25 protein-coding genes and 1 pseudogene are annotated in these 26,828 nt (G+C 72.3%); 12 read left to right on the top strand and 14 right to left on the bottom strand.

What is annotated here, in order from left to right:
* Positions 1–4 precede the first annotated feature (4 nt).
* Positions 5–1,432 carry a PTS transporter subunit EIIC gene (locus IE247_RS21860; protein WP_190124918.1) on the top strand — a complete coding sequence of 476 codons (1,428 nt, stop codon included), beginning with the start codon at positions 5–7 and terminating at the stop codon, positions 1,430–1,432.
* Here the strand turns inward: IE247_RS21860 and IE247_RS21855 are convergent.
* The 3 genes from IE247_RS21855 to IE247_RS21845 form a co-directional block, all read right to left on the bottom strand.
* Positions 1,422–2,864 (bottom strand): aldehyde dehydrogenase family protein, encoded by a 1,443-nt coding sequence (locus tag IE247_RS21855; RefSeq protein ID WP_190124917.1) that lies wholly within the window; start codon positions 2,862–2,864, stop codon positions 1,422–1,424. The two genes, IE247_RS21860 and IE247_RS21855, sit on opposite strands and share 11 nt — an antisense overlap.
* Positions 2,865–2,952: 88 nt before the next feature.
* The gene (locus IE247_RS21850; protein ID WP_190124916.1) at positions 2,953–3,567 is read right to left on the bottom strand and encodes a chorismate mutase; all 615 of its coding nucleotides are present in this window, start codon (positions 3,565–3,567) and stop codon (positions 2,953–2,955) included.
* A 23-nt stretch (positions 3,568–3,590) separates the two neighbouring features.
* Positions 3,591–4,625, bottom strand: a complete 1,035-nt coding sequence (locus tag IE247_RS21845; RefSeq protein ID WP_190124915.1) for a Clp protease N-terminal domain-containing protein — start codon at positions 4,623–4,625, stop codon at positions 3,591–3,593.
* 477 nt (positions 4,626–5,102) lie between these two features.
* Between IE247_RS21845 and IE247_RS21840 the strand changes: the two genes are divergently transcribed.
* Positions 5,103–5,714: a VOC family protein gene (locus tag IE247_RS21840; RefSeq protein ID WP_190124914.1), complete on the top strand. Its 612-nt coding sequence runs from the start codon at positions 5,103–5,105 to the stop codon at positions 5,712–5,714.
* Between the two features lie 31 nt (positions 5,715–5,745).
* A pseudogene (locus IE247_RS21835) lies at positions 5,746–5,968 on the top strand (methyltransferase); the annotation flags it as partial.
* 23 nt (positions 5,969–5,991) lie between these two features.
* Here IE247_RS21835 and IE247_RS21830 read toward each other — a convergent pair.
* The 3 genes from IE247_RS21830 to IE247_RS21820 all read right to left on the bottom strand — a co-directional run bounded on the left by IE247_RS21830 (position 5,992) and on the right by IE247_RS21820 (position 8,566).
* On the bottom strand, positions 5,992–6,399 hold the full coding sequence (locus IE247_RS21830; protein WP_190124913.1) for a RidA family protein: 408 nt from the start codon (positions 6,397–6,399) through the stop codon (positions 5,992–5,994).
* 317 nt (positions 6,400–6,716) lie between these two features.
* On the bottom strand, positions 6,717–7,340 hold the full coding sequence (locus IE247_RS21825; RefSeq protein ID WP_190124912.1) for a response regulator: 624 nt from the start codon (positions 7,338–7,340) through the stop codon (positions 6,717–6,719).
* The gene (locus tag IE247_RS21820; RefSeq protein WP_190124911.1) at positions 7,337–8,566 is read right to left on the bottom strand and encodes a sensor histidine kinase; all 1,230 of its coding nucleotides are present in this window, start codon (positions 8,564–8,566) and stop codon (positions 7,337–7,339) included. The genes IE247_RS21825 and IE247_RS21820 overlap by 4 nt, the downstream gene beginning before the upstream one ends.
* Before the next feature lie 276 nt (positions 8,567–8,842).
* Here IE247_RS21820 and IE247_RS21815 point away from each other — a divergent pair, with 276 nt between their 5' ends.
* The 3 genes from IE247_RS21815 (at position 8,843) to IE247_RS21805 (ending at position 12,111) form a co-directional block, all read left to right on the top strand.
* Complete coding sequence (locus IE247_RS21815) at positions 8,843–9,400, top strand: GlcG/HbpS family heme-binding protein (protein WP_190124910.1); 558 nt, start codon at positions 8,843–8,845, stop codon at positions 9,398–9,400.
* Positions 9,401–9,433: 33 nt separating this feature from the next.
* Positions 9,434–10,849 carry a M1 family metallopeptidase gene (locus IE247_RS21810; RefSeq protein ID WP_373305595.1) on the top strand — a complete coding sequence of 472 codons (1,416 nt, stop codon included), beginning with the start codon at positions 9,434–9,436 and terminating at the stop codon, positions 10,847–10,849.
* A gap of 146 nt (positions 10,850–10,995) precedes the next feature.
* Positions 10,996–12,111 (top strand): nuclear transport factor 2 family protein, encoded by a 1,116-nt coding sequence (locus tag IE247_RS21805; RefSeq protein WP_190124909.1) that lies wholly within the window; start codon positions 10,996–10,998, stop codon positions 12,109–12,111.
* 57 nt (positions 12,112–12,168) lie between these two features.
* On the opposite strand, the gene IE247_RS21800 is transcribed toward IE247_RS21805, so the two are convergent.
* A complete protein-coding gene (locus tag IE247_RS21800) occupies positions 12,169–12,744 on the bottom strand; it encodes a TerD family protein (protein WP_190124908.1) in 576 nt (191 codons plus the stop codon).
* Positions 12,745–12,887: 143 nt separating this feature from the next.
* On the opposite strand from IE247_RS21800, the gene arfB reads away from it, so the two are divergent.
* Positions 12,888–13,316 (top strand): alternative ribosome rescue aminoacyl-tRNA hydrolase ArfB, encoded by a 429-nt coding sequence (arfB, locus tag IE247_RS21795; protein ID WP_190124907.1) that lies wholly within the window; start codon positions 12,888–12,890, stop codon positions 13,314–13,316.
* Positions 13,317–13,438: 122 nt separating this feature from the next.
* On the opposite strand, the gene IE247_RS21790 is transcribed toward arfB, so the two are convergent.
* Positions 13,439–14,023 carry a flavin reductase family protein gene (locus IE247_RS21790; protein WP_373305594.1) on the bottom strand — a complete coding sequence of 195 codons (585 nt, stop codon included), beginning with the start codon at positions 14,021–14,023 and terminating at the stop codon, positions 13,439–13,441.
* A gap of 352 nt (positions 14,024–14,375) precedes the next feature.
* Between IE247_RS21790 and cdgB the strand changes: the two genes are divergently transcribed.
* Complete coding sequence (gene cdgB / locus IE247_RS21785) at positions 14,376–16,016, top strand: diguanylate cyclase CdgB (RefSeq protein ID WP_190124906.1); 1,641 nt, start codon at positions 14,376–14,378, stop codon at positions 16,014–16,016.
* A 133-nt stretch (positions 16,017–16,149) separates the two neighbouring features.
* Entirely contained in the window at positions 16,150–17,208 is a 1,059-nt protein-coding gene (locus tag IE247_RS21780) for a CBM35 domain-containing protein (RefSeq protein WP_190124905.1), read from the top strand.
* Here IE247_RS21780 and IE247_RS21775 read toward each other — a convergent pair.
* From IE247_RS21775 to IE247_RS21755, 5 genes are all read right to left on the bottom strand, one after another.
* On the bottom strand, positions 17,184–18,110 hold the full coding sequence (locus IE247_RS21775) for a class II fructose-bisphosphate aldolase (protein WP_190124904.1): 927 nt from the start codon (positions 18,108–18,110) through the stop codon (positions 17,184–17,186). The genes IE247_RS21780 and IE247_RS21775 overlap by 25 nt on opposite strands.
* Before the next feature lie 90 nt (positions 18,111–18,200).
* Positions 18,201–19,127 (bottom strand): 1-phosphofructokinase family hexose kinase, encoded by a 927-nt coding sequence (locus IE247_RS21770; protein WP_190124903.1) that lies wholly within the window; start codon positions 19,125–19,127, stop codon positions 18,201–18,203.
* Positions 19,128–19,249: 122 nt separating this feature from the next.
* The gene (nagA, locus tag IE247_RS21765) at positions 19,250–20,425 is read right to left on the bottom strand and encodes an N-acetylglucosamine-6-phosphate deacetylase (protein WP_190124902.1); all 1,176 of its coding nucleotides are present in this window, start codon (positions 20,423–20,425) and stop codon (positions 19,250–19,252) included.
* Complete coding sequence (locus tag IE247_RS21760; protein WP_190124901.1) at positions 20,425–21,363, bottom strand: ROK family protein; 939 nt, start codon at positions 21,361–21,363, stop codon at positions 20,425–20,427. Before IE247_RS21760 ends, nagA begins: the two co-directional genes overlap by 1 nt.
* Before the next feature lie 377 nt (positions 21,364–21,740).
* Positions 21,741–22,634 (bottom strand): SIS domain-containing protein, encoded by an 894-nt coding sequence (locus IE247_RS21755; RefSeq protein WP_190124900.1) that lies wholly within the window; start codon positions 22,632–22,634, stop codon positions 21,741–21,743.
* Positions 22,635–22,937: 303 nt separating this feature from the next.
* Here IE247_RS21755 and IE247_RS21750 point away from each other — a divergent pair, with 303 nt between their 5' ends.
* From IE247_RS21750 to otsB, 3 genes are read left to right on the top strand one after another with little or no spacing between them, the layout of a single operon-like run.
* Positions 22,938–24,221 carry an extracellular solute-binding protein gene (locus IE247_RS21750; RefSeq protein ID WP_444545283.1) on the top strand — a complete coding sequence of 428 codons (1,284 nt, stop codon included), beginning with the start codon at positions 22,938–22,940 and terminating at the stop codon, positions 24,219–24,221.
* A gap of 17 nt (positions 24,222–24,238) precedes the next feature.
* Positions 24,239–24,475 carry a DUF3263 domain-containing protein gene (locus IE247_RS21745; RefSeq protein ID WP_190124898.1) on the top strand — a complete coding sequence of 79 codons (237 nt, stop codon included), beginning with the start codon at positions 24,239–24,241 and terminating at the stop codon, positions 24,473–24,475.
* A gap of 10 nt (positions 24,476–24,485) precedes the next feature.
* Positions 24,486–25,340, top strand: a complete 855-nt coding sequence (otsB, locus tag IE247_RS21740; RefSeq protein ID WP_190124897.1) for a trehalose-phosphatase — start codon at positions 24,486–24,488, stop codon at positions 25,338–25,340.
* A gap of 5 nt (positions 25,341–25,345) precedes the next feature.
* Here the strand turns inward: otsB and IE247_RS21735 are convergent, their stop codons facing one another.
* Complete coding sequence (locus IE247_RS21735) at positions 25,346–26,755, bottom strand: alpha,alpha-trehalose-phosphate synthase (UDP-forming) (RefSeq protein ID WP_190124896.1); 1,410 nt, start codon at positions 26,753–26,755, stop codon at positions 25,346–25,348.
* Positions 26,756–26,828: the final 73 nt, after the last annotated feature.

The raw sequence follows: 26,828 nt of genomic DNA, 5'->3' as shown, positions 1-26,828 counted from the left end.
CCACATGGCCTCACCCGAGCACCGTGCCACAGCCGCCGCGATCCTCCCGCTGGTGGGCGGCGCGGCGAACATCTCCTCCGTCGCCCACTGCATGACCCGGCTCCGGCTGGAGCTGCGCGACCGCTCCCTCGTCCGGGACGAGGAGCTGCGGGCCCTGCCCGCCGTGCTCGGAGTGGTCGAGGACGACACGTACCAGATCGTCCTCGGCCCGGGCCGGGTCGCCCGCGTCGCCCCCGAATTCCAGGCACTGCTGACGGCCACCGGGCCCGCCACCGGGGCCGTGACGGCTCTCGCGCTCGCCGAACGCGGCGCGGCCATCAAGGCCGCCCGGCGCACCCGCAACGCCACCCCCGGGAAGCTCCTGCTGCGCCGCGTCGCCAATGTCTTCGTCCCGCTGATCCCCGCCCTCATCGGCTGCGGCATCATCGCCGGACTCAACGGACTGCTCATCAACCTCGGCTGGCTGCCCGGCATCACCCCCGCGCTCACCGCCCTCGCGGGCGGCTTCATGGCCCTGATCGCGGTCTTCGTCGGCTACCTCACCGCGAAGGAGTTCGGCGGCACCCCCATCCTCGGCGGCGCGGTCGCCGCCGTCATCGTCTACCCCGGGGTCGCGAACATCGAGATGTTCGGCCGGCAGCTCTCCCCCGGCCAGGGCGGAGTCCTCGGCGCGCTCGGCGCGGCGATGCTCGCGGTGTACGTCGAGAAGGGCTGCCGCCGCTTCGTGCCCGCCGCCCTGGACGTCCTGCTCACCCCCACCCTCACCGTCCTCATCGCCGGACTGGTCACCCTCTTCGGGCTGATGTTCCTGGCCGGGACGGTCTCCGCCGCCATCGGCGAAGCCGCCGGGGCGCTGCTCTCCGGCGGCGGCGCGATCGCCGGATTCGTCCTCGGCGGGCTCTTCCTCCCGCTGGTGATGCTCGGACTGCACCAGGCGCTGATCCCCATCCACGCCACCCTCATCGAGCAGCAGGGCTTCACCGTGCTGCTCCCCATCCTCGCGATGGCGGGCGCCGGGCAGGTCGGCGCGGCGATGGCGGTCTACGCCCGGCTGCCCCACCACCCCGGGCTGCGCGCCACCATCCGCTCCGCGCTCCCGGCGGGGCTGCTGGGCGTCGGCGAGCCGCTGATCTACGGCGTCTCGCTGCCCCTGGGCCGCCCGTTCATCACGGCGTGCGTGGGCGGGGCCTTCGGCGGCGGCTTCATCGGCTTCTTCCACATGATCGGCGACACGGTCGGCTCGACGGCGATCGGTCCCTCGGGATGGGCCCTGTTCCCGCTGCTGCGCGGCAGCCACGGGCTGGGGACCACGGTCGCGGTGTACGCGGGCGGGCTGCTCACCGGGTACGTCGCCGGCTTCTGCGCCACCTACTGGTTCGGCCTGCGGAACCCGCCCGAGCCCGCCCCCTCCTCGACCCCGGCTAAAGACTGATCACTCCCGTACGGGTGTCCGTCATGTCCATCAGGGTCCATCTGCCGCCGATCCGCCCCCAGCCGGTGGACCGGCCGCCCGCCCCGCCGAACGGCATATTGATGTCCCACCAGTTGTTGGTGTCGTTCACGATGACCTGCCCCACGGCCATCTCCTCGACGAACCGGAACGCGGACTTCATGCTCCGGGTGAAGACCGCGCCCTGGAGCCCCAGCGCGTCGTCGTTGGCGATGCGCAGCAGATCGTCCTCGTCCCGGCCGGTGATCACCGGTACGACGGGGCCGAAGGACTCCTCCTTCGCCAGCAGGCTGTCCTCGGGCACTTCGTCGACCACGGTGAACTCGTAGTAGAGCCGCGTCGGCATCCCGGCGCGCCGCCCGCCGCCCCTGAGCACCCGCGCGCCGCGTTCGCGGGCGTCGGCGAGATGGCGGTCCATCTTCCGGGCCACCGCCTCGTTGTTGAGGGGGCCGAGCACGGTCGCCGGGTCCAGCGGGTCGCCGAGCACCACCCGCTCCGACTCGCGCAGCACCGCGCCGACGAAGGCGTCGTGGACGTCGGCGTGGACCACGACCCGCTCGGTGGCACAGCAGACCTGGCCCGCGCAGGGGTACGCGCCGTCGACCGCCGCCTTCGCGGCGGCCCCGACATCGGCGTCGGCGAGGACCACCAGCGGGCCGTTGCCCGAGCACTCCATCAGGGACCTCTTCAGCCCGGCGGCGGCCTGGATCCGCGCGCCGGTCGCGGAGGAGCCGATGAAGCCGATGGCGTCGACGCCCCGGTGGCGTACGAGGGCGTCCCCGAGGACCCCGTCGCCCGGCACCACATTGACCAGCCCGGCGGGGAGTCCGGCGGCGGACGCCACGGCCATCGCGCGCAGAACGGTCAGCGGGGTGTGGGCGGGAGGTTTGACGACGAGCGCGTTGCCGGTGGCGAGGCCGGGGGCGGCGAACTCGGCGAACATCAGCAGCGGGAAGTTCCAGGGTGTGATGACGCCCCAGACGCCCACCGGGCGATGGAAGGTGAACATCCGCTTCGAGCTGTCGCGGGAGAGCAGGGTCTCGCCGTTGAGCCGTACGGCGTCCTCGGCGTGGAGCCGGAAGAGCTGCGCCGCCTCGGTGACGTCCGCGAGCGACTCGGCGAGCGGCTTCCCCTGCTCCTGGGTCTGGAGCAGGGCCAGCTCCTCCCGGAGCGCGTCGATCCCGTCGGCCATGCGATGACAGACGGCGGCCCGCTCCCAGACGTTCACGGCCGCCCAGTCGCGCTGGGCGCGGCGCGCGGCGCGTACGGCCTCGTCCAGATCGGTGGCGGTGGGGACCGGGGTGGAGCCGACGGGCTCGCCGGTGGCGGGGCTGCGGACCTCGTAGGTCTCCGTGCCCGTGCCCTCGGTGTAGGCACCGTCGATGAACAGCGGCTGTCGTGCGGGGCGGGTCATGGGCGTGTCCCTCCGTCCGTGGCTGCGTCTGCGCCCGATCGTCCCACCGGGGTCAACCCCGCCCCGTACGGCTCGTGTTCAGCCTCTGTCAGTCCTCGTCGGAGCAGACCGACGGCACCGCGCGGGCCAGCGCCCTGGCGTGCAGCCGGTCCAGCCCCTTGTCGTGATGGACCTGGAGCGCGGAGAGCGCGAGGACCCCCCGGCAGTACGGGGCCGAGCGGGCCGTCGCCGAGCCCGCGATCGCCCGGACCAGCTCGCCGTTGACCCGGTTGATCTCCTTGCGGACCTCCGCCAGATCGGGGCGCTCGACCGGGGCCTTGGCCGGGTCGGCCGTCCACAGGCTGTGGAGTCCGCGCTGAACCAGCTTGTTCGCCTCGATCTGGTCCCGGAAGATCCGCACGGTCGCCTCCGGGTCGGCCCCGGCGTCCTCGGCCTGCTCACGGACAGTGTCCAGGACGATCCGCTCCCGGGCCGGGTCGTCGATGGGGCTTCCCGTGCCCCACTTGGCGGCGGCGACGAGATCGGCGGTGGCGAGCCGGTCGGCGGAGAGCGAGGCGATCGGGTGGAGCTGGGCGTACGGTCCGGGACCGTACTGCCCCGGGGCGGCGGCGGACGCGGACGCGGTCGGTGCGGCGGCGGTGAGCAGGGCGGCGGACGCGACGGCGGTGGCCAGGCCGTGGCGGGCGGAGACGCGGAGGCGCAAGGGGTTCCCCTTCGGGGTCGGGTTCAGCGGGAAGTGATGGCGAACCCCAGCGACTCGATCAGCCGCCGGGCCCGGGTGTCGCCCCGCAAGAGGGCTTCCACGAGAGGTCCGGTTCCCTCGTCGCCCGCCGCCGCGTCGAGGAACGCGCCGAAGTCCCTTTCCTCCTCGCCCAGCTCAAAGTCGTCGCGCTCGATCGCCCGGCGCACCGAGACATAGTCGACGCCCATCGCGGCCAGCCTCGCACCGCCCGCGTGGCGTACCGCCGGATCGACGGGCCCCTCGTTCGCCATATGGGGGTGGCGCAGGCCGACTTCATGGGTGGCGAGCAGCGCGAGCAGCACATGTTCGGTGCCGGCCTCCTGACCGAGCGCGCGCGACTGCTCCAGCGTGTCGAGACTGACCCACAGCACCGGGTGGGAGGCGAGGTTGGCCCCCTTGGCGAAGGTGAACAGCAGCCGCTTCCAGAAGGGAAGCCCGCGCGGGGGACGGCGGCCAAGGAGGGTGTCGCGGGTGGGCCACAGCAGCGGGTCGAGCCCGCCACCCGCCGGGAGGCCGGATCCGGATCCGGAGGCTGAGGCTGAGCCTGAGCCGAGGATCTGGAGCACCTCGGCGGCGCGGCTGCTCTCGTCGGCCAGCAGGGCCCGCAGCAGCTGCGTGGGTCCGTACTTCTTCGTGCCCTCCTCGCGGGCCAGTTCCATCGCGCGGACGAACGCCCGGCTCGCGGCCCCGCTGAGCAGTCGGCCGCGATCGCCGTCGTCCCCCAGCAGCTCCTTCGACGAGACGCTGTCCGCCAGCTCGTCCGTGCTCACCCAGGAGCCCGCGACCCGCTCCCGCTCGCGCACCACCGCCAGTTGGGCGGCGACGGTCGCGCCCGAGTGGCCGAGCGCGCGGCTCGTCTCCCCCTTGGCGTCGGCCAGCGCCACAAGCAGATGCTCAGTGCCGATCGTGTCCCCCTCCCCGGTCGCCCCCCAGGCCGCGCCGAGCACCCCCACGACCCCCCAGCTCGCCCCCACGCTCACCGTCTTCATCCGGCCGCTCTCCCCGTCGTCACCGCTCATACCGACCACCCTCCCGCGCCCGGGGTCCCTGCGGCGTCCCCCCGAGGTCGCTGCCCGCCGCTCCCCTTCGAGTACAGCGCGAGGGTGCTCCCGTACCCGAAAGTTGATCCGCTTGACCGGGGTTGGGGGTGCGGGTGTCGGTGGTGCGGGGTCGGTGGGTGCGGGGGTCGGGGGCCGCTCCGGGCCCGTGTCCGGGACTGCTTTCCTCACCGCGCTCCGCGCGAGCTGCGCCGCTTTACGTCCCGGACCCGAGCCCTGCGCGTCCCCCTCCACGACAGTCCCCGGCGATCCGCCCGGCTGTTCCGAAAACCTGATGCGAGGGGAGTGCGAAGGCAGTCCCCGACGATCCGCCGGTGATCCGCCCGGGGACCCGAAAACCTGATGCGGGGGGGGGAGCGCGAAGGCAGTTCCCGGCGATCCTCCCGAGGTCCCGAAAACCGATTGCCCGCCGCGCCCGGCTCCGGGTACCACCGTCGGATGAACGGTTTCTGCTGGATGGACCTCAAAACCCATGACCCGGCCGGTGCGGCCGAGTTCTTCTCCACCGTGCTGGGCTGGCACTTCGCCGTCGACGAGGACGACTGGCGGCGGGCGACCAAGATCTATGAGAACGGCCGTCCCGTGGGCGGGGTCAGCGATCTCTCCCAGCCGGTCTATCCGCCCGGCACTCCGGCGCACATCGCGCACTATCTCGCGGTGGACGATGTGGACCGGCGCACCGAGGCGGCGACGGCTCATGGAGCACGGCTGGTGGTACCGCCGTTCGACGCGGGCGACCAGGGCCGGATCGCGACCCTGGTCGATCCCTTCGGCGCGGCGGTCTCGCTCTGGCAGGCGCGCGGGTTCGCCGGCTGGGACGAGCCCCGGCCACTGGTCCTGGACTGCCCGGATCCGGAGGGGGCGCGCCGCTTCTACCGCGAGGTGCTGGGCCTGGAGCAGGCCGAGTTCGGCACGGCGGACGTGCCCGGCTGGCGGCCGGTCGTCCTGGTCGACGATCTGCCCGCCGTGGCCGCCCGCGCTGCCGGGCGGCTCCGCGACGGTATGCTCCACAGCCCTCAGGGCCTGGTGCTGGAGGTGCGCGCCCGCTGAAGGTGGGGTCGCACCCGCTCGGTGGCGGAAACCGGACGACCAGGTGGTCACGATCCTCCGCCACTGCCGCGCGGTGCTGCCGCCCGGAGGCATCTATCTGACCGACCTGAACATGCTGGTGAACGTGGGCGGCAGGGGAACGCACCCGCACGGAGTTCGAGGATGTGTGCCGACGCGCGGGCCTGACCGTCGCCTCGGTCGCCCCTCTCCCGGACGCCCCGCCGTTCTCCCTGATCGAGGCCGTCGCGGGCTGACCGGGCACCCCACCGCGATGCGCCTATGCCAGGGCCACGGTCAGATCGACCTCGACCAGCTGCCCGGGGTAGCCGAGGCCGAAGGCCCCGAGCAGGGTGGAGGCGGTGGTGAAGGCGGGGGCGAGGGCGGAGGCGTTGAGCCGGTCCCAGGCGCCGGCGAGGACCTCGGACTCGGCGCTGACCACATGGATCAGCGAGCGGATGACGTCCTCGGGGCGTGCGCCGATCGCGCCGAGGGCAGTGAGGGCGTTGGCGACGACCTGGTCGATCTGGGCGTCGAGGTCGCCCTCGCCGACGAGCGCTCCGGAGAGGTCGAGGGGGCACTGTCCGGAGAGATGGGCGGTGCGGCCCGATTCGACGATGGTGATGTGGTGGTAGCCGGGGGTGGGGTGGAGCTGCTCGGGGTTGATTCGTTCAATTTTCACACTCATACGCCGATTCTCACCACTTCGCGCTCCCCCCGCATCAGGTTTTCGGGTCCCCGGGCGGATCACCGGCGGATCGTCGGAGACTGCCTTCGCACTCCCCTCACATCAGATTTTCGGAACAGCCGGGCGGATCGCCGGGGACTGTCGTGGAGGGGGACGCGCAGGGCTCGGGTCCGGGACGTAAAGCGGCGCAGCTCGCGCGGAGCGCGGTGAGGAAAGCAGTCCCGGACACGGGCCCGGAGCGGCCCCCGACCCCCACACCCACCGACCCCGCACCACCGACACCCGCACCCGCACCCCGCACCCCCCACCCGGCGGACTCAGGGCAGCAGCCGCTGCTCCTTCGCGGTGGAGACCGCGCCGGTGCGGGTGTCGACGCCGAGCTTGGCGTAGATGCGGCCGAGGTGGGTCTTGACGGTGGCCTCGCTGATGAAGAGGGCGCGGGCGATCTCGCGGTTGCCGAGGCCCCGGGCGAGCTGGCCGAGGATGTCGCGTTCGCGGTCGGTGAGAGTGGGACGGCCAGCGCCGCGCATCCGGTCCATGACGCGGGTGGCGACGGGGGCGGAGAGGGTGGTGCGGCCCTGGGCGGCCGCGTGGATGGCGGTGAAGAGTTCTTCGGGGCGCTCGGCCTTGAGGAGATAGCCGGTCGCCCCGGCCTCGATGGCGCGGGTGATGTCGGCGTCGGTGTCGTAGGTCGTCAGCACGAGGACATGGACGCCGGTCCCGGCGATCCGGCGGGTCGCCTCCACTCCGTCGATCCCGGCCCCCAGCTGGAGGTCCATCAGTACGACGTCGGGCCGGAGCTTCCCGGCCATGGCGACGGCCTCCTCCCCGCTGCCGGCCTCCCCCACGACCTCGATGTCGGGCTCGCTGCCGAGGAGCGCGAGCAGCCCGGCGCGGACGACGGCGTGGTCGTCGCAGAGCAGGATCCGTACGGCGGTCATCGGTTCTCCGAGGGGTGTTCAAGGGGGATCGCGGCGGAGAGGACGGTGCCCTCGCCCGGCGCGGACTCGATCGTGAGGGTGCCGCCGAGCTGCCGGAGCCGGGCGCGCATGGCGGCGAGGCCGTGGCCGCGCACTCCGGGGGCGCGCTCGACGGGCAGGAAGCCGATGCCGTCGTCGGCGATGTCGAGGACGATCTGATCGTCCAGTCGGCTGAGGGTGAGCGCGGCGGAGGTCGCTCCGGCGTGTTCTCGTACGTTGGCGAGCGCGCCCTGGGCGATCCGGAGGAGCGCGGACTGCACCCGGTCGGGGAGTGGGGCGGGCGGCCCGTCGAGGTGGAAGCGGATGGGCAGGGCGTCGGTGGACTCGCGCTCGGCGAGGGTGCGCAGCGCCTGGGCGAGGCCGCCGCCCTCCGCGAGGTCGGCGGGGGCGAGGTCGTGGACGAAGCGGCGGGCCTCGGCGAGGCCGCGTTCGGCGATCGACTCGGCGGTGCGGATGTGTCCGCGCGCGAGGGAGGGGTCGCTGTCCCAGGTGCGCTCGGCGGCCTGGAGCAGCATCTGCTGGCTGGAGAGGCTCTGGGCGAGGGTGTCGTGGATCTCCATGGAGAGCCGCTGGCGCTCGGCGAGGGTGCCTTCGCGGCGTTCGGTGGCGGCGAGTTCGCGGCGGGTGCGGATGAGGTCGTCGACGAGGTCGCGGAGCCGGTCGGCCTGGCGGCGCATATGGAGGAAGACGGCGGTGGCGAGGGCGGCGACGACGGTCGGCAGAAGGAAGAGGTTGGGGTCGATGCCCTGCCGCAGCCGCCATTCGGCGAGCATGACGAGGAGGGTGAGGGCGGCGACGAGGGCGACGGCGGCCCGGGTGGGCAGGGCGCGCAGCCCGGTGTAGATGAGGGGCACGGCGCACCAGGCGAAGCTGGGCGCGAGGAGCACGATGAGGACCCAGCAGCCGACGACGAGCCCGAGGCGGAGGAGCTCGCCGCGCCCGTGGGCGCGGGTGGTGAGCCGGTGGCCGGCGAGCTGGAGCACGGCGAGGGCGGCGCTGAGGGAGATGACCCAGGGGACCCGGGGGCTCTCCGGGTGCTTGATCAGATAGCGGATGAGGGATCCGGCGAGCAGGGCGATGAAGGCCGTGTTCATGACGGTGTCGAGCCGTCGGTCGTCCCGGTCCGCGCCCCGGGCGTCCGGCGTCGGGGGGCCCTGGCGGGTTCCCGGGCGTGGCTGCTGGGACATGGCGTTCTCTCCTGCGGGACGTGCTGGGGCGGGCTGGGGCGTACGGGTTCGTGCGGGTTCGTGCTGGGGCGTACCGGGCGCGCACCTGCGTCGCGCCTTCGCATCGTGACCCGGCGGTCGGGGGCCCGCATCAGCCGATCGGTTGATACGGGCCTCATCCATCATGCACGCGCGGAGCAGCCGGTACACCGACCGTCCCGGGCCCCGGCCGGGCGGAGGATCGATTGCAGAAGGTCGCGGAAGCCCGCCGGACCTCAGCAGAAGGAGCCAAGGACCATGAAGAAGATCTCGACCCGCACCCGCGTTCTCACCGTCACCGCCCTCGCCACCGCGCTCGGCGCCGGTACCTTCGGCGCGGTGTCGGCGAACGCTTCCGCTCCGGCCGCCGAGACGCGTGCCGCGGTGCAGAAGGATCTCTCCAACAAGCACCTCCAGCAGAACACCCGGCTGACGGTGGACGCCGCGGCGAAGGCCGCGCAGGCGACCCTGGACGCGGCCGAGAAGGCCGGCCAGCGGGTGACGGTCGCGGTGGTCGACCGTGACGGCAAGACCGTGGTGACGCTGCGCGGCGACGGCGCGGGCCCGCAGTCGTACGAGTCGGCCGAGCGCAAGGCGTTCACGGCGGTGTCGTGGAACGCGCCCACCTCCGAGCTGGTGAAGCGGCTGGAGTCCACTCCGAACCTGAAGGACATCCCGGGCACTCTGTTCCTGGGCGGCGGCGCTCCGGTGCAGGTCAAGGGCGCTCCGATCGCGGCCATCGGGGTCGCGGGCGCGCCGAGCGGCGCTCAGGACGAGGAGTTCGCGAAGGCGGGCGTGGCGGCTCTGAGCCGCTGATCGACCGCCCGGTCCGCCCTCTAGGATCGGCGCGTGGCCCGGTCATCGTCCGTCACGCGTCTGCTCACGCCGCCCGCCGTCGCGGCCCTCCTCCTTTCGGGGTGTGCCGCCGGCGGGCACGGCGATGTCATGGCCGGGCCCGAGGTCATGGGGGTGGGCGATCCGCTCTTCCCGGGGCTCGGCAACGGCGGTTACGACGTCCGGAGCTATGGGCTGGCGCTGGAGTACGACCCGGGGTCGGGGAGGCTGGCGGGCACGGCGGAGATCGTGGCCCGGGCAACTCGTGAGCTGCGCGTCTTCAATCTGGATCTGCACCGGCTGTCGGCGACGGCGGTGACGGTGGACGGTGCGGGGGCGCGCTCGGTCCACGACGGCGACGAGCTGACGGTGCGCCCCGGGGAGGCAGTCCCGGCGGGCCGGGAGTTCCGTACGGTCGTGCGGTACGAGGGCGAGCCGGGCGCGATCAGGGACGCGGACGGCTCGGAGGAGGGCTGGCTGAGGACGCCGGGCGGGGCGCTCGCGGTGGGCGAGCCGTCCGGCTCGATGGCCTGGTTCCCGGGGAACCACCATCCGAGCGACAAGGCGTCGTTCGACATCGCGGTGACGGTCCCCGAGGGGCTTCGGGCGGTCTCCAACGGCGAGTTGGCGAGCGAGCGGACGAGCGGGGGCCGCAGCACCTACCGATGGCGGTCGGCGGAGCCGATGGCGACGTATCTGGCGACGCTGGCGATCGGCCCGTACGAGATGCGGTCCTCACGGACGGCGTCCGGTCTGCCGGTGGTCACGGCGGTCGATCCGGCGGTGGGGACGGCGGTGGGGACGGCGGATTCGGCGGTGGGGAAGCTGTCGGCGCGTCTGCCGGAGGTGCTGGCGTGGGCGGAGGGGCTCTTCGGGCCGTATCCCTTCTCGTCGGCCGGGGCGATCGTGGTCCCGGACGAGGTGGTGGGCTACGCCCTGGAGACACAGAACCGTCCGGTGTTCCCGGCCGGGCTCTTCACTCCGGAGACCCTGGCCCATGAGATCGCCCATCAGTGGTTCGGCGATTCGGTGACGCCGAAGTCGTGGCGGGACATGTGGCTCAACGAGGGTTTCGCCACCTACGCGGAGTGGCTGTGGGCGGAGGAGTTCGAGGGCGTTCCGGTACGGGAGAGTTTCGACGCGGCGTTCGCGGACGCGGAGAACTGGGCCTTCCCGCCCGCGGATCCGCCGTCGGCGGCCGAGGTGTCGTCGGCTCCGGTGTACGGGCGGGGCGCGATGGTGCTGCATCGGGTGCGCCGGGAGGTGGGGGACGGGGTCTTCTTCCGGCTGCTGCGGGGCTGGGCGGAGGAGCACCGGCACGGCAACGCGTCGACGGCGGATTTCACGGCGTACGCGGAGCGGCTCTCGGGCCGGGATCTCGGCGGGGTGTGGGACGTGTGGCTGTACGGGGACGGCCGGCCGCGAAGGTGAGCGCGCGGGGGCCCTCGCTACCTCGCATTACCTCTCATGTAATCGACCGGTTGGGTGGCCGACGGCGAGACTTCGAGTGCGGGGCGGAGATGAGCCCCCCGGGGCCCGGAGGGGCCCGTTGAGTCCCGAAGAGACCGGAGTGTCGAATGTCGCGCCGTATCCGCCCCATGCTCGTTCTGGTGACCGCCGCCGCGCTGCTTCCCCTGGGGGCGGGCACCGCGTCGGCGTCGGCCTCGCCCGCCGAGCCCAGGCTCTGTCCGCCCCCGGCCTCGGCTCTGGCCGGAGCGGTCGGCGAGGCCGGGAAGGCGGACCGCCGGACGGCCCCGCTGCCGCCGAACGTGGTCGCCTTCATCAAGAAGTACTGCGCCTGGGGTGAGAAGACCTCGGTGGTCAAGAACTACATGGACCTCTTCACCTCCGACGGCACGCTGATGGACACCGGCCTCCCCCAGCCGATCGGCAGGACCGTCATCAAGGAGCAGATCGAGGGCGTTCTCAAGGTGATGCCCGACTATGTCTTCGAGCCGGTCTCGGTGACCTCCTCGCCGGACGGCGGGGTGATCTTCGTGAAAGCCCGGAACACCGGCACCGTCAAGCAGCTCCAGGGTCCGGCCGTGTCAGTGGACTACTACACGATGCACCGGCTGGTGCTCCGCGGCGACGAAGTCGAGCAGGGGCGGCGGTTCTGGGACCAGACGGAGCTGTTCCGTCCGCTGGACCAGACGCTGCCCAACCTCTTCGCGGGACTGGGCTCGGGCGGCGCGGCGGGCCGGGCGGCCGGCGGCGCGGCGGTCGGGAAGCGGTCGACGGGCCTGCCGGGCACGGCGGAGTGGAAGGAGCGGCGGAAGCAGGCGTGGAACAGCGGTGATGTCTCCGCGCTGGTGCCGGACGTACGGAATCTGCGGCTCAACGGCCCCGGTCTGAAGGGTCCGATCACCGGCGCGGCCGGTGCCGAGGAGTATCTCGGCCGGTTCTTCGGCGCGATGCGCGGCCAGCTGAAGCTGGAGCCGGGCAACACCGTGCGCAAGGGCCGCACGGTCCACCAGGAGTGGGTCGGCCATGCGACGGTCGGCCCGGACGACGAGAACGGCAATCCCACGACGCCCCGCGAGGTGACCTACGGGATCGTGGAGCGCTTCACCCATGACGGGCGCGGCGGGACGGAGTGGGAGCTGTCCTTCGAGACGCTCGACCTGGTCGCCACCCAGTCGCGGATAGCGAAGCTCCGGGAGCGGATCTTCCCCCCGAAGAAGATCTCCTGACCCCCGCCGGCCCGGCCCCCGGACATCTCCGGGGGCCGTGCCGTTGAGCGCGGCGGGTCAGATGTTGACGCCGAAGTCCTGCGCGATGCCCTGGAGGCCGGAGGCGTACCCCTGGCCGACGGCGCGGAACTTCCACTCCGCGCCGCTGCGGTACAGCTCGCCGAAGACCATCGCGGTCTCGGTCGCGGCGTCCTCGCTCAGGTCGTAGCGGGCGATCTCGGCTCCGCCGGCCTGGTTGACGACGCGGATGTACGCGTTGCGGACCTGGCCGAAGTTCTGGCTGCGGGCGGTGCCGTCGTAGATGGAGACCGGGAAGACGATCTTGGCGACATCGGCGGGCAGACCGGCCAGGTTGACGTTGATCTGCTCGTCGTCGCCGCCGCCCTCGCCGGTGCGGTTGTCACCGGTGTGGACGATGGTCTGGTCGGGGGTGGCCCGGTTGTTGAAGAAGACGAAGTGGGCGTCGGACGCGACCTTGCCCGCGCCGTTGATCCCGATCGCGGAGGCGTCGAGGTCGAAGTCCGTGCCGGTGGTGGTGCGGACGTCCCAGCCGAGACCGACGGTGACGGCGGCGAGGCCCGGGGCCTCCTTGGTGAGCGAGATGTTGCCACCCTTGGACAGGCTTACTGCCATTGGGAAGTCCCCTTCGTGTGCGGATGTGCGACGGCCCAGGCTGTCCCGAAGCTGCCGGTAACCGTCTTAACGCAGACAAGGGAGTCACAAGTTCCATGGAAATCGAGATGACGTGAACATCTCGGACACGGGACGATGGGGGTATGTCCGGTCCTTATGTCATCCGAGGCTCCGTCTCCCTCCCGGAGGCCGAGCTGATCTGGCGTTTCTCCAGGTCGTCCGGGCCGGGCGGCCAGCATGTGAACACGAGCGACTCCCAGGTGGAGCTGCGCTTCGACCTCGCACGCACGGAGGCACTGCCTCCGGTGTGGAAGGAGCGCGCGCTGGAGCGGCTGGCGGGCCGTCTGGTGGGCGGGGTGGTCGCGGTCCGGTCCTCGGAGCACCGCTCGCAGTGGCGCAACCGCGAGACGGCGGCGGTACGGCTCGCGGCGCTGCTGGCGGAGGCGACGGCTCCGCCGCCGAAGCCGCGCAGGGCGCGGAAGATACCGCGCGGGCTCAACGAGCGGCGGCTGCGGGAGAAGCGGCAGCGCTCGGACACCAAGCGGGGACGGTCGGGCCGCGACTGGGGCTGAGCCGGCGTCCGGTCCGGTGTATGTATCGCGCAGTGATCCCGGCCGAAACGGGCGGAGAGCCCGGAGCGGACGGGGAGCCCGGAGCGGGCCGGGAGCCCGTGGCGGCCCGTGGCGGGCCGGGCTCAGCCCAGCTGCCGGTACTTCCCCTGGAAGTACATCAGCGGATCGCCCTCGGCGGCCGGCACCCCGACCCCCAGCACCCGGCCGATGACCAGGGTGTGGTCGCCCGCGGTCACCCGCTGCTCGGTGCGGCACTCCAGGGTGGCCAGCGAGTCGCCGACCAGCGGCGCTCCGCTGTACGCGCCCCTGGTCCAGGGGATGGCGTCGAAGAGCAGCCGGTCGCTGACCCGGCCCTTCATGGCGAAACGGCCCGCGATCTGACGCTGGTTCCCGGAGAGCACCGAGACCGCCCAGTGGGGCTGCTCGGCGAGCAGGTCGTCCATCCGCGAGCCCTCGCGGAGGCTGACCATCACCAGCGGGGGATCGAGCGAGACCGAGACGAAGGCGGTCGCCGTCATGCCGATGTCCTCGCCGTGCGGCCCCTCGTCGGGGGCGTGGGCGGTCACCAGCACCACACCGGCGGCCAGACGGGACAGGGCCGCACGAAACTCCTCATTGCTCACCCCGTCAGGATGAGGGATCAGAGGGTCGGAATCGGGGCCCGGGGGCGCGGCGGTCCCGGCAGCGGCAATCGTCGTCTGGGGCACACGCAGAACGCTAGCCGTGCCGCGCCCGGGACCGCATCGGACCAGGGGACCAAGGGGGTCCTAGGACTTCAGACCCAGTTTGAAGGGCGAAGCGGAATGCGGGCCGAGGGGCGGGCCGGGGCCTGGATTTGCGTTAGGAGACGCCTTCCCGGGCCGCGAACGCATCCATCCGCTCCGATGACCACCCATACACTCATGTGACTTGAGTCACAGAGTGGCTTATTTGTTGACCCTGTGTACCGAGTGGACAGCTCGCTGTGATTCAGTGGCCGGGATACCGCAACGAGAAGACCGAACAAGAAGGCCGAAGAGAAACCTGGAGTCTGCTGTCGAGGTCTCGGGGAGAGCGAGCATGGAGACCGAGTCGGAGCCCTACGTCCGTCTTGCGACCCTGCGACAGCTGCACAAAGTGGTCGCCGACCTCAATACCGCCCGCAGCCTGGCCGACACCCTCCAGACCGTCGCCGACGGCATCGTCGCCGGCCTCGGGTACGAGCTGGCGTGCGTCAATCTCGTACGGCCCGACGGGGATCTCGTCGTCGCCGCCTTCGCGGGCAGCGCCGCCGCCGAGGCCCTGATCACCGGACGGGTCGGTTCCAGGCCCTCCTGGGAGCGGCGGCTCTCCATGGGAGAGGCCTGGGGCGAGCTGCGGTTCATCCCGCACACCGAGGGCTGGGTGCTCATCGAGGACGATGTGCCGCAGTGGCACACCGAGGGCCCCGACCCCCGCTTCGAGGACGAGTGGCACCCCCAGGACCGGCTCTACGCGCCCATGTTCACCTCCGGCGGCGGACGCGAACTCCTCGGGGTCATCTCCGTCGACCGGCCGCGCAACGGCCGCCGGCCGGGCCCCTGGGGACAGGAAGCCCTCCAGATGTACGCCTCCCAGGCCGCCATTGCGATCAGCAATGCCCGGCTGCGAGCAAACATGCAGCGCGCCCTCGTCCGCCTCGAACGCGAGCAGCAGGCGCTGCGCGCCAGCGAGGAGTCGTTCCGCCAGGCCTTCGAGTACGCGCCCAGCGGGATGGCCATCGCCGAGATGGGCGGCGACCAGCACGGGCGGCTGCTGCGCACCAATGACGCCCTCTGCCGGCTGCTGGGACGCCCCGCCTCCGCGATGCGGCGGTACTCCTTCGCCGACCTCGTCCACCCCGAGGACGTCGGCACCCTGCTGCGCACCTCCGCCGAAGGCGGCAGGGCCGAGCTGCGGCTCGGCCGGCGGGACGGCAGCTATGTCTGGGTCTCCCTGCGGAACTCGGTCGTCGCGGACACCACCGACGGCCCCCGCTTCCTGCTCACGCACGTCGAGGACATCGAGGACCGCAAGCGCCACGAGCTGGCGCTCGCGCACCGCGCCTCGCACGACGCGCTCACCGGCCTGCCCAACAGCGCCGAGCTGCGCGCCCGGCTCAGCTCCAAGCTGTGCGAGCGCCCGCCCACCGCGCCCGGCGGCGAGGAGAGCGCGGCCGACCCCGGGTACGACCCGGAGACCGGCGCGCTCTTCAACGCGGACGGTTTTGACTTCGGCCCCGCGGGCGCGGCGTTCGATCACCATGTGCACGCGATCGCGCCCGCCGACGAGGTCGACGACGGTACGAAGGGCCTCGCGGTCCTCTTCTGCGACCTGGACGGCTTCAAGTCGATCAACGACCGGTTCGGGCACCAGACCGGTGACGCCGTCCTGGTCGAGGTCGCCCGGCGGCTCACCCGGGGGGTGCGCGAGGGGGACACCGTCGCCCGGCTCGGCGGCGACGAGTTCGTCGTACTCGCCGACGGTCTGGGCGCGGCGGACGCGGCGGATCTCGCCGTCCGGCTGCGAAACGCGATCATTCTGCCGATCCGGGTGGGGGGTCGCGGAGTGCGTGTCGGGGCCAGTTTCGGTATCAGCTGGGCGAGTTGCGGAATGTCGGTCGAGGAAGTGCTGCAATCCGCCGACCAGCGGATGTACATCGAGAAGCGGTCCCGGTCCAAGGTCCACCGAAGGGCCGGCTGAGACCACCGCCTGTCATGTTCTGGTCTTGTGACGATGGCCCCGTTTGGGGTCAACGTCACCCATTCCGTTACTCCGAACCGGGTAGGCTCGCCCGCGTCGGCGTAGGGCTGACGACGGTGAGGAGGGACCAGGGATGACGGCCGGGAACAACGGCGCGAGCACGCCCGAGGACGACGATCCTTTCGGGTATCTGTACGAGGACGGGCACGCGGCAGGCGCGACACCACCCTCGGGCCGCGGCCGCGGCTACGGCTACCCGGGTCCCGCAGCGCCCCAGCCCGGCGTCCCCAGAACCTCGTACAACCATGTCCGGGCGGTCGGCGAGCGCCAGTACGGCGGCCAGCCCCAGCACGCCCCGCAGCAGCAGGGGTATCCGCAGCAGGGCTTCCCCCAGCAGCAGGGGTATCCGCCGCAGCAGAACTACCAGCAGCAACAGCAGCCGTACGGGCAGCACCCCGGCGGACCCGGCGGGCAGTACGCCGCGCCCGGGGCCCATCCCTCCGGCCCGGTCACCCAGCCGGTGCCCCCGGCCGGCGGCGGGCGCGGATCGGGCGGCCGGGGGCCCAACACCAAGGGGCTGCTGATCGGCGCGATCGCCGTGGTGGTCGCCGTGGTCGTCGGCATCACCATCGCCCTGATGGACAAGGACGACGAGAAGGACACCCAGGCGAACGGGGTGCAGCCCGAGCAGACCAGCTCCTCGGCCCCCGCCGAGCCTGCGGAGCCCAGCGCGGACCCCTCCGAGAAGGAGGAGGACGACGAGCCCGCCGGGCTGCCCAAGCAGGACGCGGTCACCCTGCGCCTCGGCGGCGACGCCCAGGCGAAGACGGACATCGAGGGCGCCCAGGGCACCGGCGGCGCGTTCATCGGCAACTTCAACAACGTCGGCGCCTCGGTCACCTGGAAGGCGAAGGTCGCCAGCGCGGGCGACTACCGGCTCTACGTCCGCTACGCCATCCCCAACAAGGAGGCCAACGCCACCTTGACGGTCAACGGCAAGGCGAACGCCAACCCGCTGGGGCTCAAGGACTTCATCAGCTCCAGCGACTCCGAGTGGGAGAAGAACTGGCAGACCACCTGGGCGCCGGTGACGCTCCAGGACGGCGAGAACGAGATCAAGATCTCGTGCGAGCAGGACAACAAGTGCGATGTGGTCCTCGACTGGCTTCAGGTCAGCGACGGCGCGCTCTGAGCCGCCGTACCGGGCTCCGCCGGGCCGGGCACTGAGCCCGGGCCCCGGCCCGGGGTGCTCAGCAGCCCCAGAAAGCCCGCCACGGTCCCGGCCATCGCCGTACGCGCCGGAACCAGGTACTTCCGGGGGTCGACCACCTCGGGACGGCCCGCCAGAAACTCCCGTACGGCTCCGGTGAACGCCGTGTTCAGCGCCGTACCCACATTGATCTTCACCATGCCGGCCGCGACCGCCGCCCGGATCTCGCCGTCGGGGACGCCCGATGAGCCGTGCAGCACCAGCGGCACCGGGACCGCCGCGCGCAGCCGGGCGATCAGGGCGTGGTCGAGGGCGGCGGTGCGCTCGGTCATCGCGTGCGAGGAGCCGACGGCCACCGCGAGGGCGTCCACGCCGGTCGCGGCGGTGTAGGCGGCGGCCTCGGCGGGATCCGTGCGGACGCCGGGGGTGTGCGCGTCGAGCGGGGCCTCGCCCTCCTTGCCGCCGACCTTCCCCAGCTCGGCCTCGACCCAGATGCCGCGCTCGTGGCCCCAGCGCACCGCGTCCGCCGTGGCGCGCACATTCTCCTCGTACGGCAGCTTCGAGGCGTCGAACATCACCGAGCCGAAGCCGTGGCCCTCGGCGGCGCGCAGCAGTTCGGCGGAGACCACATGGTCGAGATGGAGCGCGAGGGGCGCGCTCGATGTCCGGGCCACGGCGCACGCGGCGGCGGCGACGGCGGAGAGGTCGCCGCCGTGGAAGCGGACGGCGTTCTCGGAGATCTGGAGGATGGCGGGCGCGCCCGCGCTCTCCGCGCCCTCGGCGATCGCCTCCGCGTGTTCCAGGGTGATGACGTTGAACGCGGCGACACCGCGCCGTTCGGCGACCGCGGCACGGACGAGTTCAGCGGTGGGGACGAGTGGCATGGTCCGTTCTCACTTCCCGGGCACCGGGCGCCCGTTGTACGGCCCGACGGTGCGGGGTCGTTCCGCCCGTACCGACGTACGCGGCGGGTGTCATGCGGAGACCGCGCGCTCGCTCACCCTCACTCCCGGGAGCAGCCGCTCGTATGCCGCGCGGTCGAACTCGCCCGCCGCCGGGGCCGCCACGGTCGCCGCCGACAGGGCGACCGCGCGGGACAGGTTCTGCTGCCAGGGGATCCTCTCGACCACCCCGGCGAGCAGGGCCGCGACCATGGAATCCCCCGCTCCGGTGGGGTTGCCCCGGACCGGTCCCGCCCCGGCCGCCTGCCAGACGCCGTCGGGGCCCACCGAGAGCAGCCCGTCCGCGCCGAGCGAGGCGACCACGGTGTGCGCGCCCCGGCGGCGGGCGTCGCGGGCGGCCCGCAGCGGCTCGCGCGCGCCGGTCAGCCGGGCGAGTTCCTCCGCGTTGGGCTTGACGAGGTCGGGGCGCGCGGCGATGCCCCGGCGCAGCGGCTCGCCGCTGGTGTCGAGCAGTACGGGGACCTTCGCCGCGCGGGCCCGGCGGACGAGTTCGGCGTATGCCCCGACGTGTATGCCCGGGGGCAGGCTGCCGCAGAGGGCCACCGCCTCGGCCTCCGGCAGGAGTTCCGCGTACCGCTCCAGGAAGGCGGCCCACTCCTCGGGGGCGACGACCGGTCCCGGCTCGTTCAGCTGTGTGGTGTTCCCGCTCGCGGCGTCCACGACGGCGATGGTGCGGCGGGTGCTTCCCGCCGTGGCCACCAGCGCGTCACGCGGCGGGAGCGGGGCGAGGAGGTCGCGCAGCACGGCTCCGACGGGGCCGCCCGCGAAGCCGGTGACGACGGTCTCGTGGCCGAGGGCGGAGAGCACCCGGGCGACGTTGACGCCTTTGCCGCCGGGGCGTTCGGCGACTTCGCCGACGCGGTGGCTGGTGTGCGGGGTGAGTGTCCCCACGGTGTAGGTGATGTCGAGTGCGGTGTTGAGCGTGACCGTCAGAATCACCGTGACACCCCCTTCGGCAGACCGCGCTGACAGACGCCCTGATCATGCCAAAAGGAAGGCGGTTGGCCCAGACCCCGGACCAACCGCCTTGCTTGTACTTCGCAGGTGCTATGCGAATCCGCTTACGCGGGGTCGATCACCCACGCGCCCTGGCGCATCACGCCCTTGAGGCGGAACTCCTCGTCGAGGACGACCAGGTCGGCGTCCTTGCCGGGCTCCAGGGAGCCGACGCGGTCGTCGATGCCGAGGAGCTTCGCGGGGTTGGCGGAGATCGCCTGGACGATGTCCTCGACGGGGATGCGGTCGATGGTGGCGGCGCGTCTGAAGGCGGTGTCCAGGGTGAGTGTGGAGCCCGCGATCGCGCCTCCCTCGGCGAGCCGGGCGACGCCGTCCACGACGTCGACGGCGAGCGGGCCGAGTTGGTAGCGGCCGTCGCCGAAGCCTGCGGCGTCCATGGCGTCGGTGATGAAGGCGACCCGGCGGGCGCCCGCGCGGTGGAAGGCGAGTTCGAGGGCGGCGGGGTGCAGATGGGTGCCGTCGTTGATCAGCTCGACGGTGACCCGCTCGTCCTCCAGCAGGGCGGCGATCGGCCCGGGGGCGCGGTGGCCGATCTGCGGCATCGCGTTGAAGAGGTGGGTCGCCACGGTCGCGCCCGCGTCGATGGCGGCCACGGTCTGCTCGTAGGTGGCGTCCGTGTGCCCGACGGCGGCGATCACGCCGTGTTCGGCGAGCAGCCGTACGGAGTCGAGGCCGCCGGGCAGCTCGGTGGCGAGGGTGACCATCCGGGCGGTGCCGCGCGCGGCGTCGATGAGCTTGCGCACCTCGGCCGGGTCGGGGTGGCGCAGCAGTTCCTCGCTGTGCGCGCCCTTGCGGCAGGGGGAGATGAAGGGGCCCTCGAAGTGGATGCCGGCGAGGTCGCCCTGCTGGACCAGTTCGGCGAGGGCGGCGGCGCGGCGGGTGAGGAAATCGATGTCGGCGGTGACGAGGGAGGCCACCAGGGTGGTGGTGCCGTGCTCGCGGTGGGTGCGGACACCGCGCAGTACGTCCTCGGTGGTGCCGCCGGTGAAGGAGGCTCCGCCGCCGCCGTGGTTGTGGAGGTCGATGAAGCCGGGCACGATCCAGTGGCCCGACAGATCGCGGGTGGGCGCGTTCTCGGGAGCGGTGCCGGCGATCTTGGTTCCGTCGACAGTCACCCGGCCGTTCTCGACGGTCCCGGTCGGCAGTACGACCCGGGCGCCGGTGAGGACGGTGCTGTCGGCGCGTGCGGCGCTGTCGGCGAGTGCTGCGCGAGCGGCCATTAGGCGGTTACCTCCGAGTCAGTGGCGATCAGATCCCAGGCGAGCAGCCCGGCGCCCAGACAACCAGCGGTGTCTCCGAGGGCGGCCGGAACGATGGAGGGCAGCTTCTGGAACGTGACTCGCTCCTCGACGGCGGCCCGCAGTGGTGTGAACAAGGTTTCCCCGGCCTCGGCGAGACCGCCACCGATGATCAGGACGCGCGGGTCCAGCAGGGTGATCGCGGTGACCAGCCCGGCGGCGAGCGCGTCGACGGCGTCCCGCCAGACCGTGAGGGCCTTCGGGTCGCCCGACTCGACCGCCTTGGCGCAGTCGGCGGCGTCGGCGGCGGGGTCTTTGCTGGCCTTCGCCCAGGCGCGGCTGACGGCGGCTGCGGAGGCCAGCGTCTCCAGACAGCCGCGCTGTCCGCAGCCGCAGACGGGGCCGTCGGGCCGGACGACGACATGGCCGATCTCGCCCGCGTAATTGTGCGCCCCGGCCTCGATCGTCCCGCCGATGCCGATGGCTCCCGCGATACCGGTGCCCAGCGGGATGAACAGGAAGCGGTCCGCCCCCTGCCCCGCGCCGATCCGGCCCTCGGCGAGCCCGCCGGTGCGGACGTCATGGCCGAGAGCGACCGGAAGCCCGTCGAGGCGCCCGCTCAGCAGTTCGCGCATGGGAACGTCCCGCCAGCCCAAGTTGGCGGCGTACACCGCCACCCCGCTCTCGGAGTCGACAATCCCGGGTACGGCGACCCCGGCGGCCAGCGCGGACACACCGAGGTGCTCCTCGCCGTACGCCCGGAGGTCTCCGGCGAAGTCGAGAATGGACTGTACGACGGCCTCGGCGCCACGCTCCCGCCCAGTCGCGCGCCGGGCCTCATAGAGGAGGTTCCCGTCCGCGCCGACGAGGGCGGCTTTCATGCCGGTGCCGCCCACATCGAGGGCGATGACGTGTCTCACGGAGGACAGTCTCCGCGACAGCCCCCGAAAGGTCTAGTCCACTACACCTGATTGTTGCGCAACCGTACAAACTCCACCGCAGGTCGCAAGCCCTTTCCCCTCACCGCCACCCCTCCGAATCCACCTTCCAGAACCCCCCGGAAGGGATCATTCCAATCGCCCGAAACCCTCCCCTCCGGGGGAGTGCGACCACCCCTGCCGGGCCGCCGATTTCAGCCCTGCGCCGAAGCGGAAGAAGGCCAATTCCAGCCCCCGCCCCGGGCAAGAGGTCGCCAATTTCAGCCTCGCTGGTGGTCCCCCGGCGAAGCCAGGGGGAGATTGAGGCGCGGGGGTTCGGGGGCAGCGCCCCCGACAAGAACCCGCAGCTCACAACCCGGTCAAGACAGAATCACACTGCGCGACAAGTTCCTCGGCCGATCCGGATCAAACCCCTTCCCCTCCGCCACCCCCACCGCCAACTTCTGCACCCTCACCAACTCCGCCATCGGGTCCACCCCCTCCCTCGCCACCATCTCCCCGCCCACCCGCTCCACGTCCCCCGCCAGCCCCTCCGGCACCTCGCCGAACACCCATGCCACCCGCCCGGGCCCGGTGATCGCGATCGGCCCGTGCCGGTACTCCATCGCGGGGTACGCCTCCGTCCACGCCCCGGCCGCCTCGCGCATCTTCAGCCCCGCCTCCAGGGCCAGCCCGTAGGTCCACCCCTGGCCCAGGAAGGTCCACTGCTCCGCCCCGGTCACGGTCTCCGGCAGCGGCTCGGCGATCGCGGTCTCGGCGTCCGCCGCCGCCTCGGCGATCGTCTTCAGCCCGGGGACGTCCCCGAGGCCCGCGCGGAGGAAGGCCAGGGCCGTCGTCGCGAAGCGGGTCTGGACGACGGACTCCTCGTCCGCCCAGTCCAGTACCGCCACCGTGTCGGCCAGCGCCATCACGGGCGTCTCGGGGTCGGCGGTCAGAACCGTCGTGGCGACCGTTCCGCGCAGGGCGGTCAGCAGCTCCAGCACCTCGGTCGTCGTCCCGGAGCGGGTGATCGCCACCACCCGGTCGTAGGAGCGCCCCACCGGGAACTCCGAGGAGGCGAAGGCGTCGGTCTCCCCCTGCCCCGCGGCCTCGCGCAGCGCGGCGTACGCGATCGCCATGAACCACGAGGTGCCGCACCCGGTGACGGCCACCCGCTCCCCAGGCGCCGGCAGCCCCGCGAAGGACGCCGCGGCGTCCGAGGCCCGCCGCCAGCAGACGGGCTGAGTCGCTATCTCTGTTGCGGTACGGGACATGTGGCATGACTCCTTGAAGAGGCTGCGCGTACACGTGCATGCGGACCGGCACCTGAGCACTTCGTGCCGGGACGTGCTTAGCAGGCCCGGACACATCCGGGCAATGGCACCCACCGCGCTCCCTTTACAAAACCCCTCTGTAGAACAGGTGTTGCAGAAGTGAGACCGCGCGGCATAGACCACTGAAGGGGCGTTGATGGAAAATCGTCAGCTCGCCCGGGGGGCGGCAGGGCCGCGGCGTACCGGCGCCCATATCCGGCGTCGGTGCACACATCCAGCGATCGACAAGGTGGAAAAAGAGCTGTGCAGCGGCACTTCTTAGGCATGAGGGCGGCTGCGGCCGCACTGGCGACGGCCGTCACCCTCACGGGATGCGGCGCGTCGGGCGATTCGCCGGACAAGGTGACACTCACCCTCGTCGCCGCCGACTACGACGTCAACGGCGGTCAGAGCAGCAAGACGTACTGGGCGAGTCTCATCAAGAAATTCGAGGTGGAGAACTCCCATATCGACGTCCAGGTCCAGATCGAGCCCTGGACGGATGTGGACCGCAAGGTCGCCGAGCTGGTCAAGGAGGGCGAGGCCCCCGACATGGCCCAGATCGGCGCGTACGCCGACTACGCGGCCGCCGACAAGCTGTACACCGCCGACCAGCTGCTCTCCGTACCCGTGCAGGCCAACTTCCTCGGCCCTCTCGTACAGGCGGGCGAGCAGCGCCGGGTGCAGTACGGGCTGCCGTTCGCGGCCTCCACCCGGCTGCTCTTCTACAACAAGGAACTCTTCGAGCAGGCCGGGGTGGCGAAGGCTCCCGAGACCTGGGAGGAGCTGCGCGAGGCGGCCGAGCTGCTCAAGTCGGAGACGGACGTCGACTATCCGTTCGCGCTGCCGCTGGGGCCCGAGGAGGCCCAGATCGAGACGATGATGTGGCTGCTCGGCGGCGAGGGCAACGGCTATGTCGACCCGGGCGGCTCGTACTCCATCGACACCGACGAGAACACAGCCACCCTGGACTGGGTCAAGTCCAATCTCGTCGCGCCCGGCCTCACCGGCCCCGGCACCCCCGGCGAGCTGAACCGCAAGGCGGCGTACGCGGCCTTCACCCGGGGCGAGGTGGGGATGCTCAACGGCCACCCCTCGCTGATGCGGCAGGCGGAGAAGGCCGGCATCGAGCTGGGCAAGGTCCCGGTGCCCGGCCGGGACGGAAAGCCGAAGGCCCCGCTCGGCGTCGCCGACTGGATCATGGGCTTCAAGGAGAACGGCAACAAGGACGAGATAGGCGCCTTTCTGAACTTCCTCTTCACCGACGAGAACGTCCTCGCCTTCGCGTCCCAGAACGATCTGCTGCCGGTGACCGTCTCCGCCTCCGAGGCGATGGAGCTGAACCCCCGGCACAAGAATCTTCGGGAGTTCCTCCAGGAGCTGCCCAGCGCGCAGCTGCCCCCGGTCGACAAGACCTCCTGGGCCCTGGTCAGCGACGACATCAAGCGCAACATCGGCAAGGCGGTGGCCCCCGGCGGCTCCCCGGCCAAGGTGCTGGACAAGATCGCCCAGAACGCGGCCCTGGAGGAGGAGAAGGAGCGGGAGTGACCGCCTAAATTGGAGGCATGACCGACACCGAGCCGCTCTCCGAGCGGGAGCGGGCCGTGCTGGCCATGGAGCAGCGCTCCTGGCCCGGCCCCGGCGCGAAGGAACGCGCCATCAGGGAGCGGCTCGGGATCTCCCCGGTCCGCTACTACCAGCTGCTCAACGCGCTGCTCGACGACCGGCGCGCGCTGGAGCACGATCCGGTCACCGTGAACCGGCTGCGCCGGGTCAGGGACGAGAGACGCGAGCGCCGATAGGCTCAAGGGCATGGGCAGCTCCCCGTACGCGCATCCTCTGCCGGACCCTTCGACGCCCGCGGGCCGGGACGGGCTCGCCGCGATTCTCGCCCGGCCGCGCGAGGCGGTGATCGCGCTGGACTTCGACGGCACCCTCGCCGAGATCGTGCCCGACCCGGAGCGGGCCCGCGCCCACCCCGGCGCGGTGCCCGCGCTGGCGCGGCTCGCGCCGAAGGTCGCGTCGGTGGCCGTGGTCACCGGCCGGCCCGCCGAGGTCGCGGTCCGCCACGGCGGCTTCTCGGGGGTGCCGGGGCTGGAGCGTCTGGTGGTGCTCGGCCACTACGGGGCCGAGCGGTGGGACGCCGTCACCGACACCGTGGACGCCCCCGACGCGCATCCCGGCGTCGCGGCCGTCCGGGCCGAACTCCCCGCCCTGCTCGCGGGGTTCGGCGAGGTGACGGGCGCCTGGATCGAGGAGAAGGGCGGCCGGGCGGTCGCGGTCCACACCCGTCGCGCGAGCGATCCGCGGGCCGCCTTCGACACACTGCGCGAGCCGCTCGCCGCGCTCGCCGCCCGGCACGGCCTGGTGCTGGAGCCGGGGCGGATGGTGCTGGAACTGCGCCCGCCGGGGATGGACAAGGGCGTCGCCCTCGCCGCGTACGCCCGGGGGACGGGGGCCGGGGCCGTGCTCTACGCGGGCGACGACCTCGGCGATCTGCCCGCCTACGCCGCGGTGGAGAAGCTCCGCGCGGAAGGGGTGCCGGGGCTGCTGGTGTGCAGCGGCAGCACGGAGGTCACCGAACTCGCCGAGCGGGCCGATCTGCTGCTGCCCGGCCCGTCGGCGGTGGTCGAGTTCCTCGCCGCGCTCGCCGACCGGCTGCCGTAAAAGCCTCAGAGCGCCCGCAGGGCCTCCAGCTGGTCCAGGAACCAGCGCTGCGGGGGCAGCGCGGTCGCCGCGGCGGCGAGCCGCTCGGTGCGGCGGAGCCGTTCGTCCGCCGGCATGCTCAGCGCGCGGTGCAGCGCGTCGGCGGTGCCGGTGATGTCGTACGGGTTGACCGTGAGCGCGTCCGCCGCGAGCTCCTCGTACGCCCCCGCCTCGCGGGAGAGCACCAGCGCGCACCCCTCGTCGGAGACGACCGGGATCTCCTTGGCGACCAGGTTCATACCGTCCCGGATCGGGTTGACCAGGGCGACGTCGGCCAGCCGGTAGGCGGCGAGCGAGCGGGCGAAGTCGTCCTTCACATGGAGGACGACCGGCGTCCAGCCGTCGGTGCCGTACTCCTCGTTGATCTCGTCGGCGACCCGGCGCACCTCGGCCGTGTACTCGCGGTAGACCGCGAGATCCTGGCGGGAGGGGTAGGCGAAGGCGAGGTGGACGACGCGCTCGCGCCACTCGGGGCGGGTGTCGAGGAGCTGCCGGTACGCGAGGAGGCCGCGCACGATGTTCTTGGACAGCTCGGTGCGGTCGACCCGGACCACGGTCCGCCGGCCGGGGCCGATCTGCTCGCGCAGGGCGGTCATCCGCTCGGCCACGTCCGGCCGGTGCGAGCGCTCCTTGAGGAAGCCGGCGTCCGCGCCGAGCCCGTGCACCCCGATCCGGCGGCCGGTGAGGGCGTCCTCGCCCAGCACCCGCACGGCGCAGTCGGTGAAGGCGTCGGCCCAGCGGCGGGTGAGGAAGCAGGTGCGGTCCGCGCCGAGGAGGCCGCGCAGCAGCTGTTCGGCGATGTCGTCGGGGAGCAGCCGGAAGTAGTCGGCGGGCGCCCAGGGGGTGTGCGAGAAGTGCCCGATCCGCAGATCGGGGCGGAGCTCGCGGAGCAGGCCGGGGACGAGCGCCAGATGGTAGTCCTGGACGAGGACCGCGGCCCCGTCGGCGGCGTGGTCGGCCAGGGCCCGGGCGAAGGCGCGGTTGTAGCTCTCGTACGCGCTCCAGCGGCGGCGGAAGTCCGCGTCGAAGACGGGTTCCAGCGGGGTCTGGTACAGCAGATGGTGGATAAACCAGAGGACGGAGTTGGCGATGTCGTTGTACGCGGCGGAGTGGATGTCCGGGTCCATGTCGAGCATCAGCACGCCCGGTTCGCCGACGCCGCGCCGCAGTGCCTCGCGGTCGCCGTCGCCGAGCGCGGAGCAGACCCAGAGGGAGTCCGCGCCGGAGCCGATGGCGGAGAGCCCGGAGACCATCCCGCCGCCGCCGCGCCGGGCGTCGAGCGCTCCGTCCTCGCCGAGGGCGTAGGAGATCGGACCCCGGTTCGACGCTACGAGGATCTGGGCGCGGACCGGTGTTGCGGGGGGCTCGGAGACCATGTCGCGAAACCTAGCCCGCCGGGTGAGTTCTCAAACGTGTGTGCGCGGGCCGGGACAGTGCCGGGGTGCGGGG

It is taken from the genome of Streptomyces inusitatus (assembly GCF_014651115.1).
GTDB classification, from domain to species: Bacteria; Actinomycetota; Actinomycetes; order Streptomycetales; family Streptomycetaceae; genus Streptomyces; species Streptomyces amakusaensis.
Note: the sequence above shows the minus strand (reverse complement) of the source record. Positions and strands in the feature narration are given on the sequence as shown.

Excerpts from the sequence above, each read along its gene's own strand:
- IE247_RS21860 (WP_190124918.1), top strand. The coding sequence starts at position 5 with ATGGCCTCACCCGAGCACCGTGCCACAGCCGCCGCGATCCTCCCGCTG.
- IE247_RS21855 (WP_190124917.1), bottom strand. The coding sequence starts at position 2,864 with ATGACCCGCCCCGCACGACAGCCGCTGTTCATCGACGGTGCCTACACC.
- IE247_RS21845 (WP_190124915.1), bottom strand. The coding sequence starts at position 4,625 with ATGAGCGGTGACGACGGGGAGAGCGGCCGGATGAAGACGGTGAGCGTG.
- IE247_RS21840 (WP_190124914.1), top strand. The coding sequence starts at position 5,103 with ATGAACGGTTTCTGCTGGATGGACCTCAAAACCCATGACCCGGCCGGT.
- IE247_RS21830 (WP_190124913.1), bottom strand. The coding sequence starts at position 6,399 with ATGAGTGTGAAAATTGAACGAATCAACCCCGAGCAGCTCCACCCCACC.
- IE247_RS21825 (WP_190124912.1), bottom strand. The coding sequence starts at position 7,340 with ATGACCGCCGTACGGATCCTGCTCTGCGACGACCACGCCGTCGTCCGC.
- IE247_RS21820 (WP_190124911.1), bottom strand. The coding sequence starts at position 8,566 with ATGTCCCAGCAGCCACGCCCGGGAACCCGCCAGGGCCCCCCGACGCCG.
- IE247_RS21815 (WP_190124910.1), top strand. The coding sequence starts at position 8,843 with ATGAAGAAGATCTCGACCCGCACCCGCGTTCTCACCGTCACCGCCCTC.
- IE247_RS21805 (WP_190124909.1), top strand. The coding sequence starts at position 10,996 with ATGTCGCGCCGTATCCGCCCCATGCTCGTTCTGGTGACCGCCGCCGCG.
- IE247_RS21800 (WP_190124908.1), bottom strand. The coding sequence starts at position 12,744 with ATGGCAGTAAGCCTGTCCAAGGGTGGCAACATCTCGCTCACCAAGGAG.
- arfB (WP_190124907.1), top strand. The coding sequence starts at position 12,888 with ATGTCCGGTCCTTATGTCATCCGAGGCTCCGTCTCCCTCCCGGAGGCC.
- cdgB (WP_190124906.1), top strand. The coding sequence starts at position 14,376 with ATGGAGACCGAGTCGGAGCCCTACGTCCGTCTTGCGACCCTGCGACAG.
- IE247_RS21780 (WP_190124905.1), top strand. The coding sequence starts at position 16,150 with ATGACGGCCGGGAACAACGGCGCGAGCACGCCCGAGGACGACGATCCT.
- IE247_RS21775 (WP_190124904.1), bottom strand. The coding sequence starts at position 18,110 with ATGCCACTCGTCCCCACCGCTGAACTCGTCCGTGCCGCGGTCGCCGAA.
- nagA (WP_190124902.1), bottom strand. The coding sequence starts at position 20,425 with ATGGCCGCTCGCGCAGCACTCGCCGACAGCGCCGCACGCGCCGACAGC.
- IE247_RS21755 (WP_190124900.1), bottom strand. The coding sequence starts at position 22,634 with ATGTCCCGTACCGCAACAGAGATAGCGACTCAGCCCGTCTGCTGGCGG.
- IE247_RS21745 (WP_190124898.1), top strand. The coding sequence starts at position 24,239 with ATGACCGACACCGAGCCGCTCTCCGAGCGGGAGCGGGCCGTGCTGGCC.
- otsB (WP_190124897.1), top strand. The coding sequence starts at position 24,486 with ATGGGCAGCTCCCCGTACGCGCATCCTCTGCCGGACCCTTCGACGCCC.
- IE247_RS21735 (WP_190124896.1), bottom strand. The coding sequence starts at position 26,755 with ATGGTCTCCGAGCCCCCCGCAACACCGGTCCGCGCCCAGATCCTCGTA.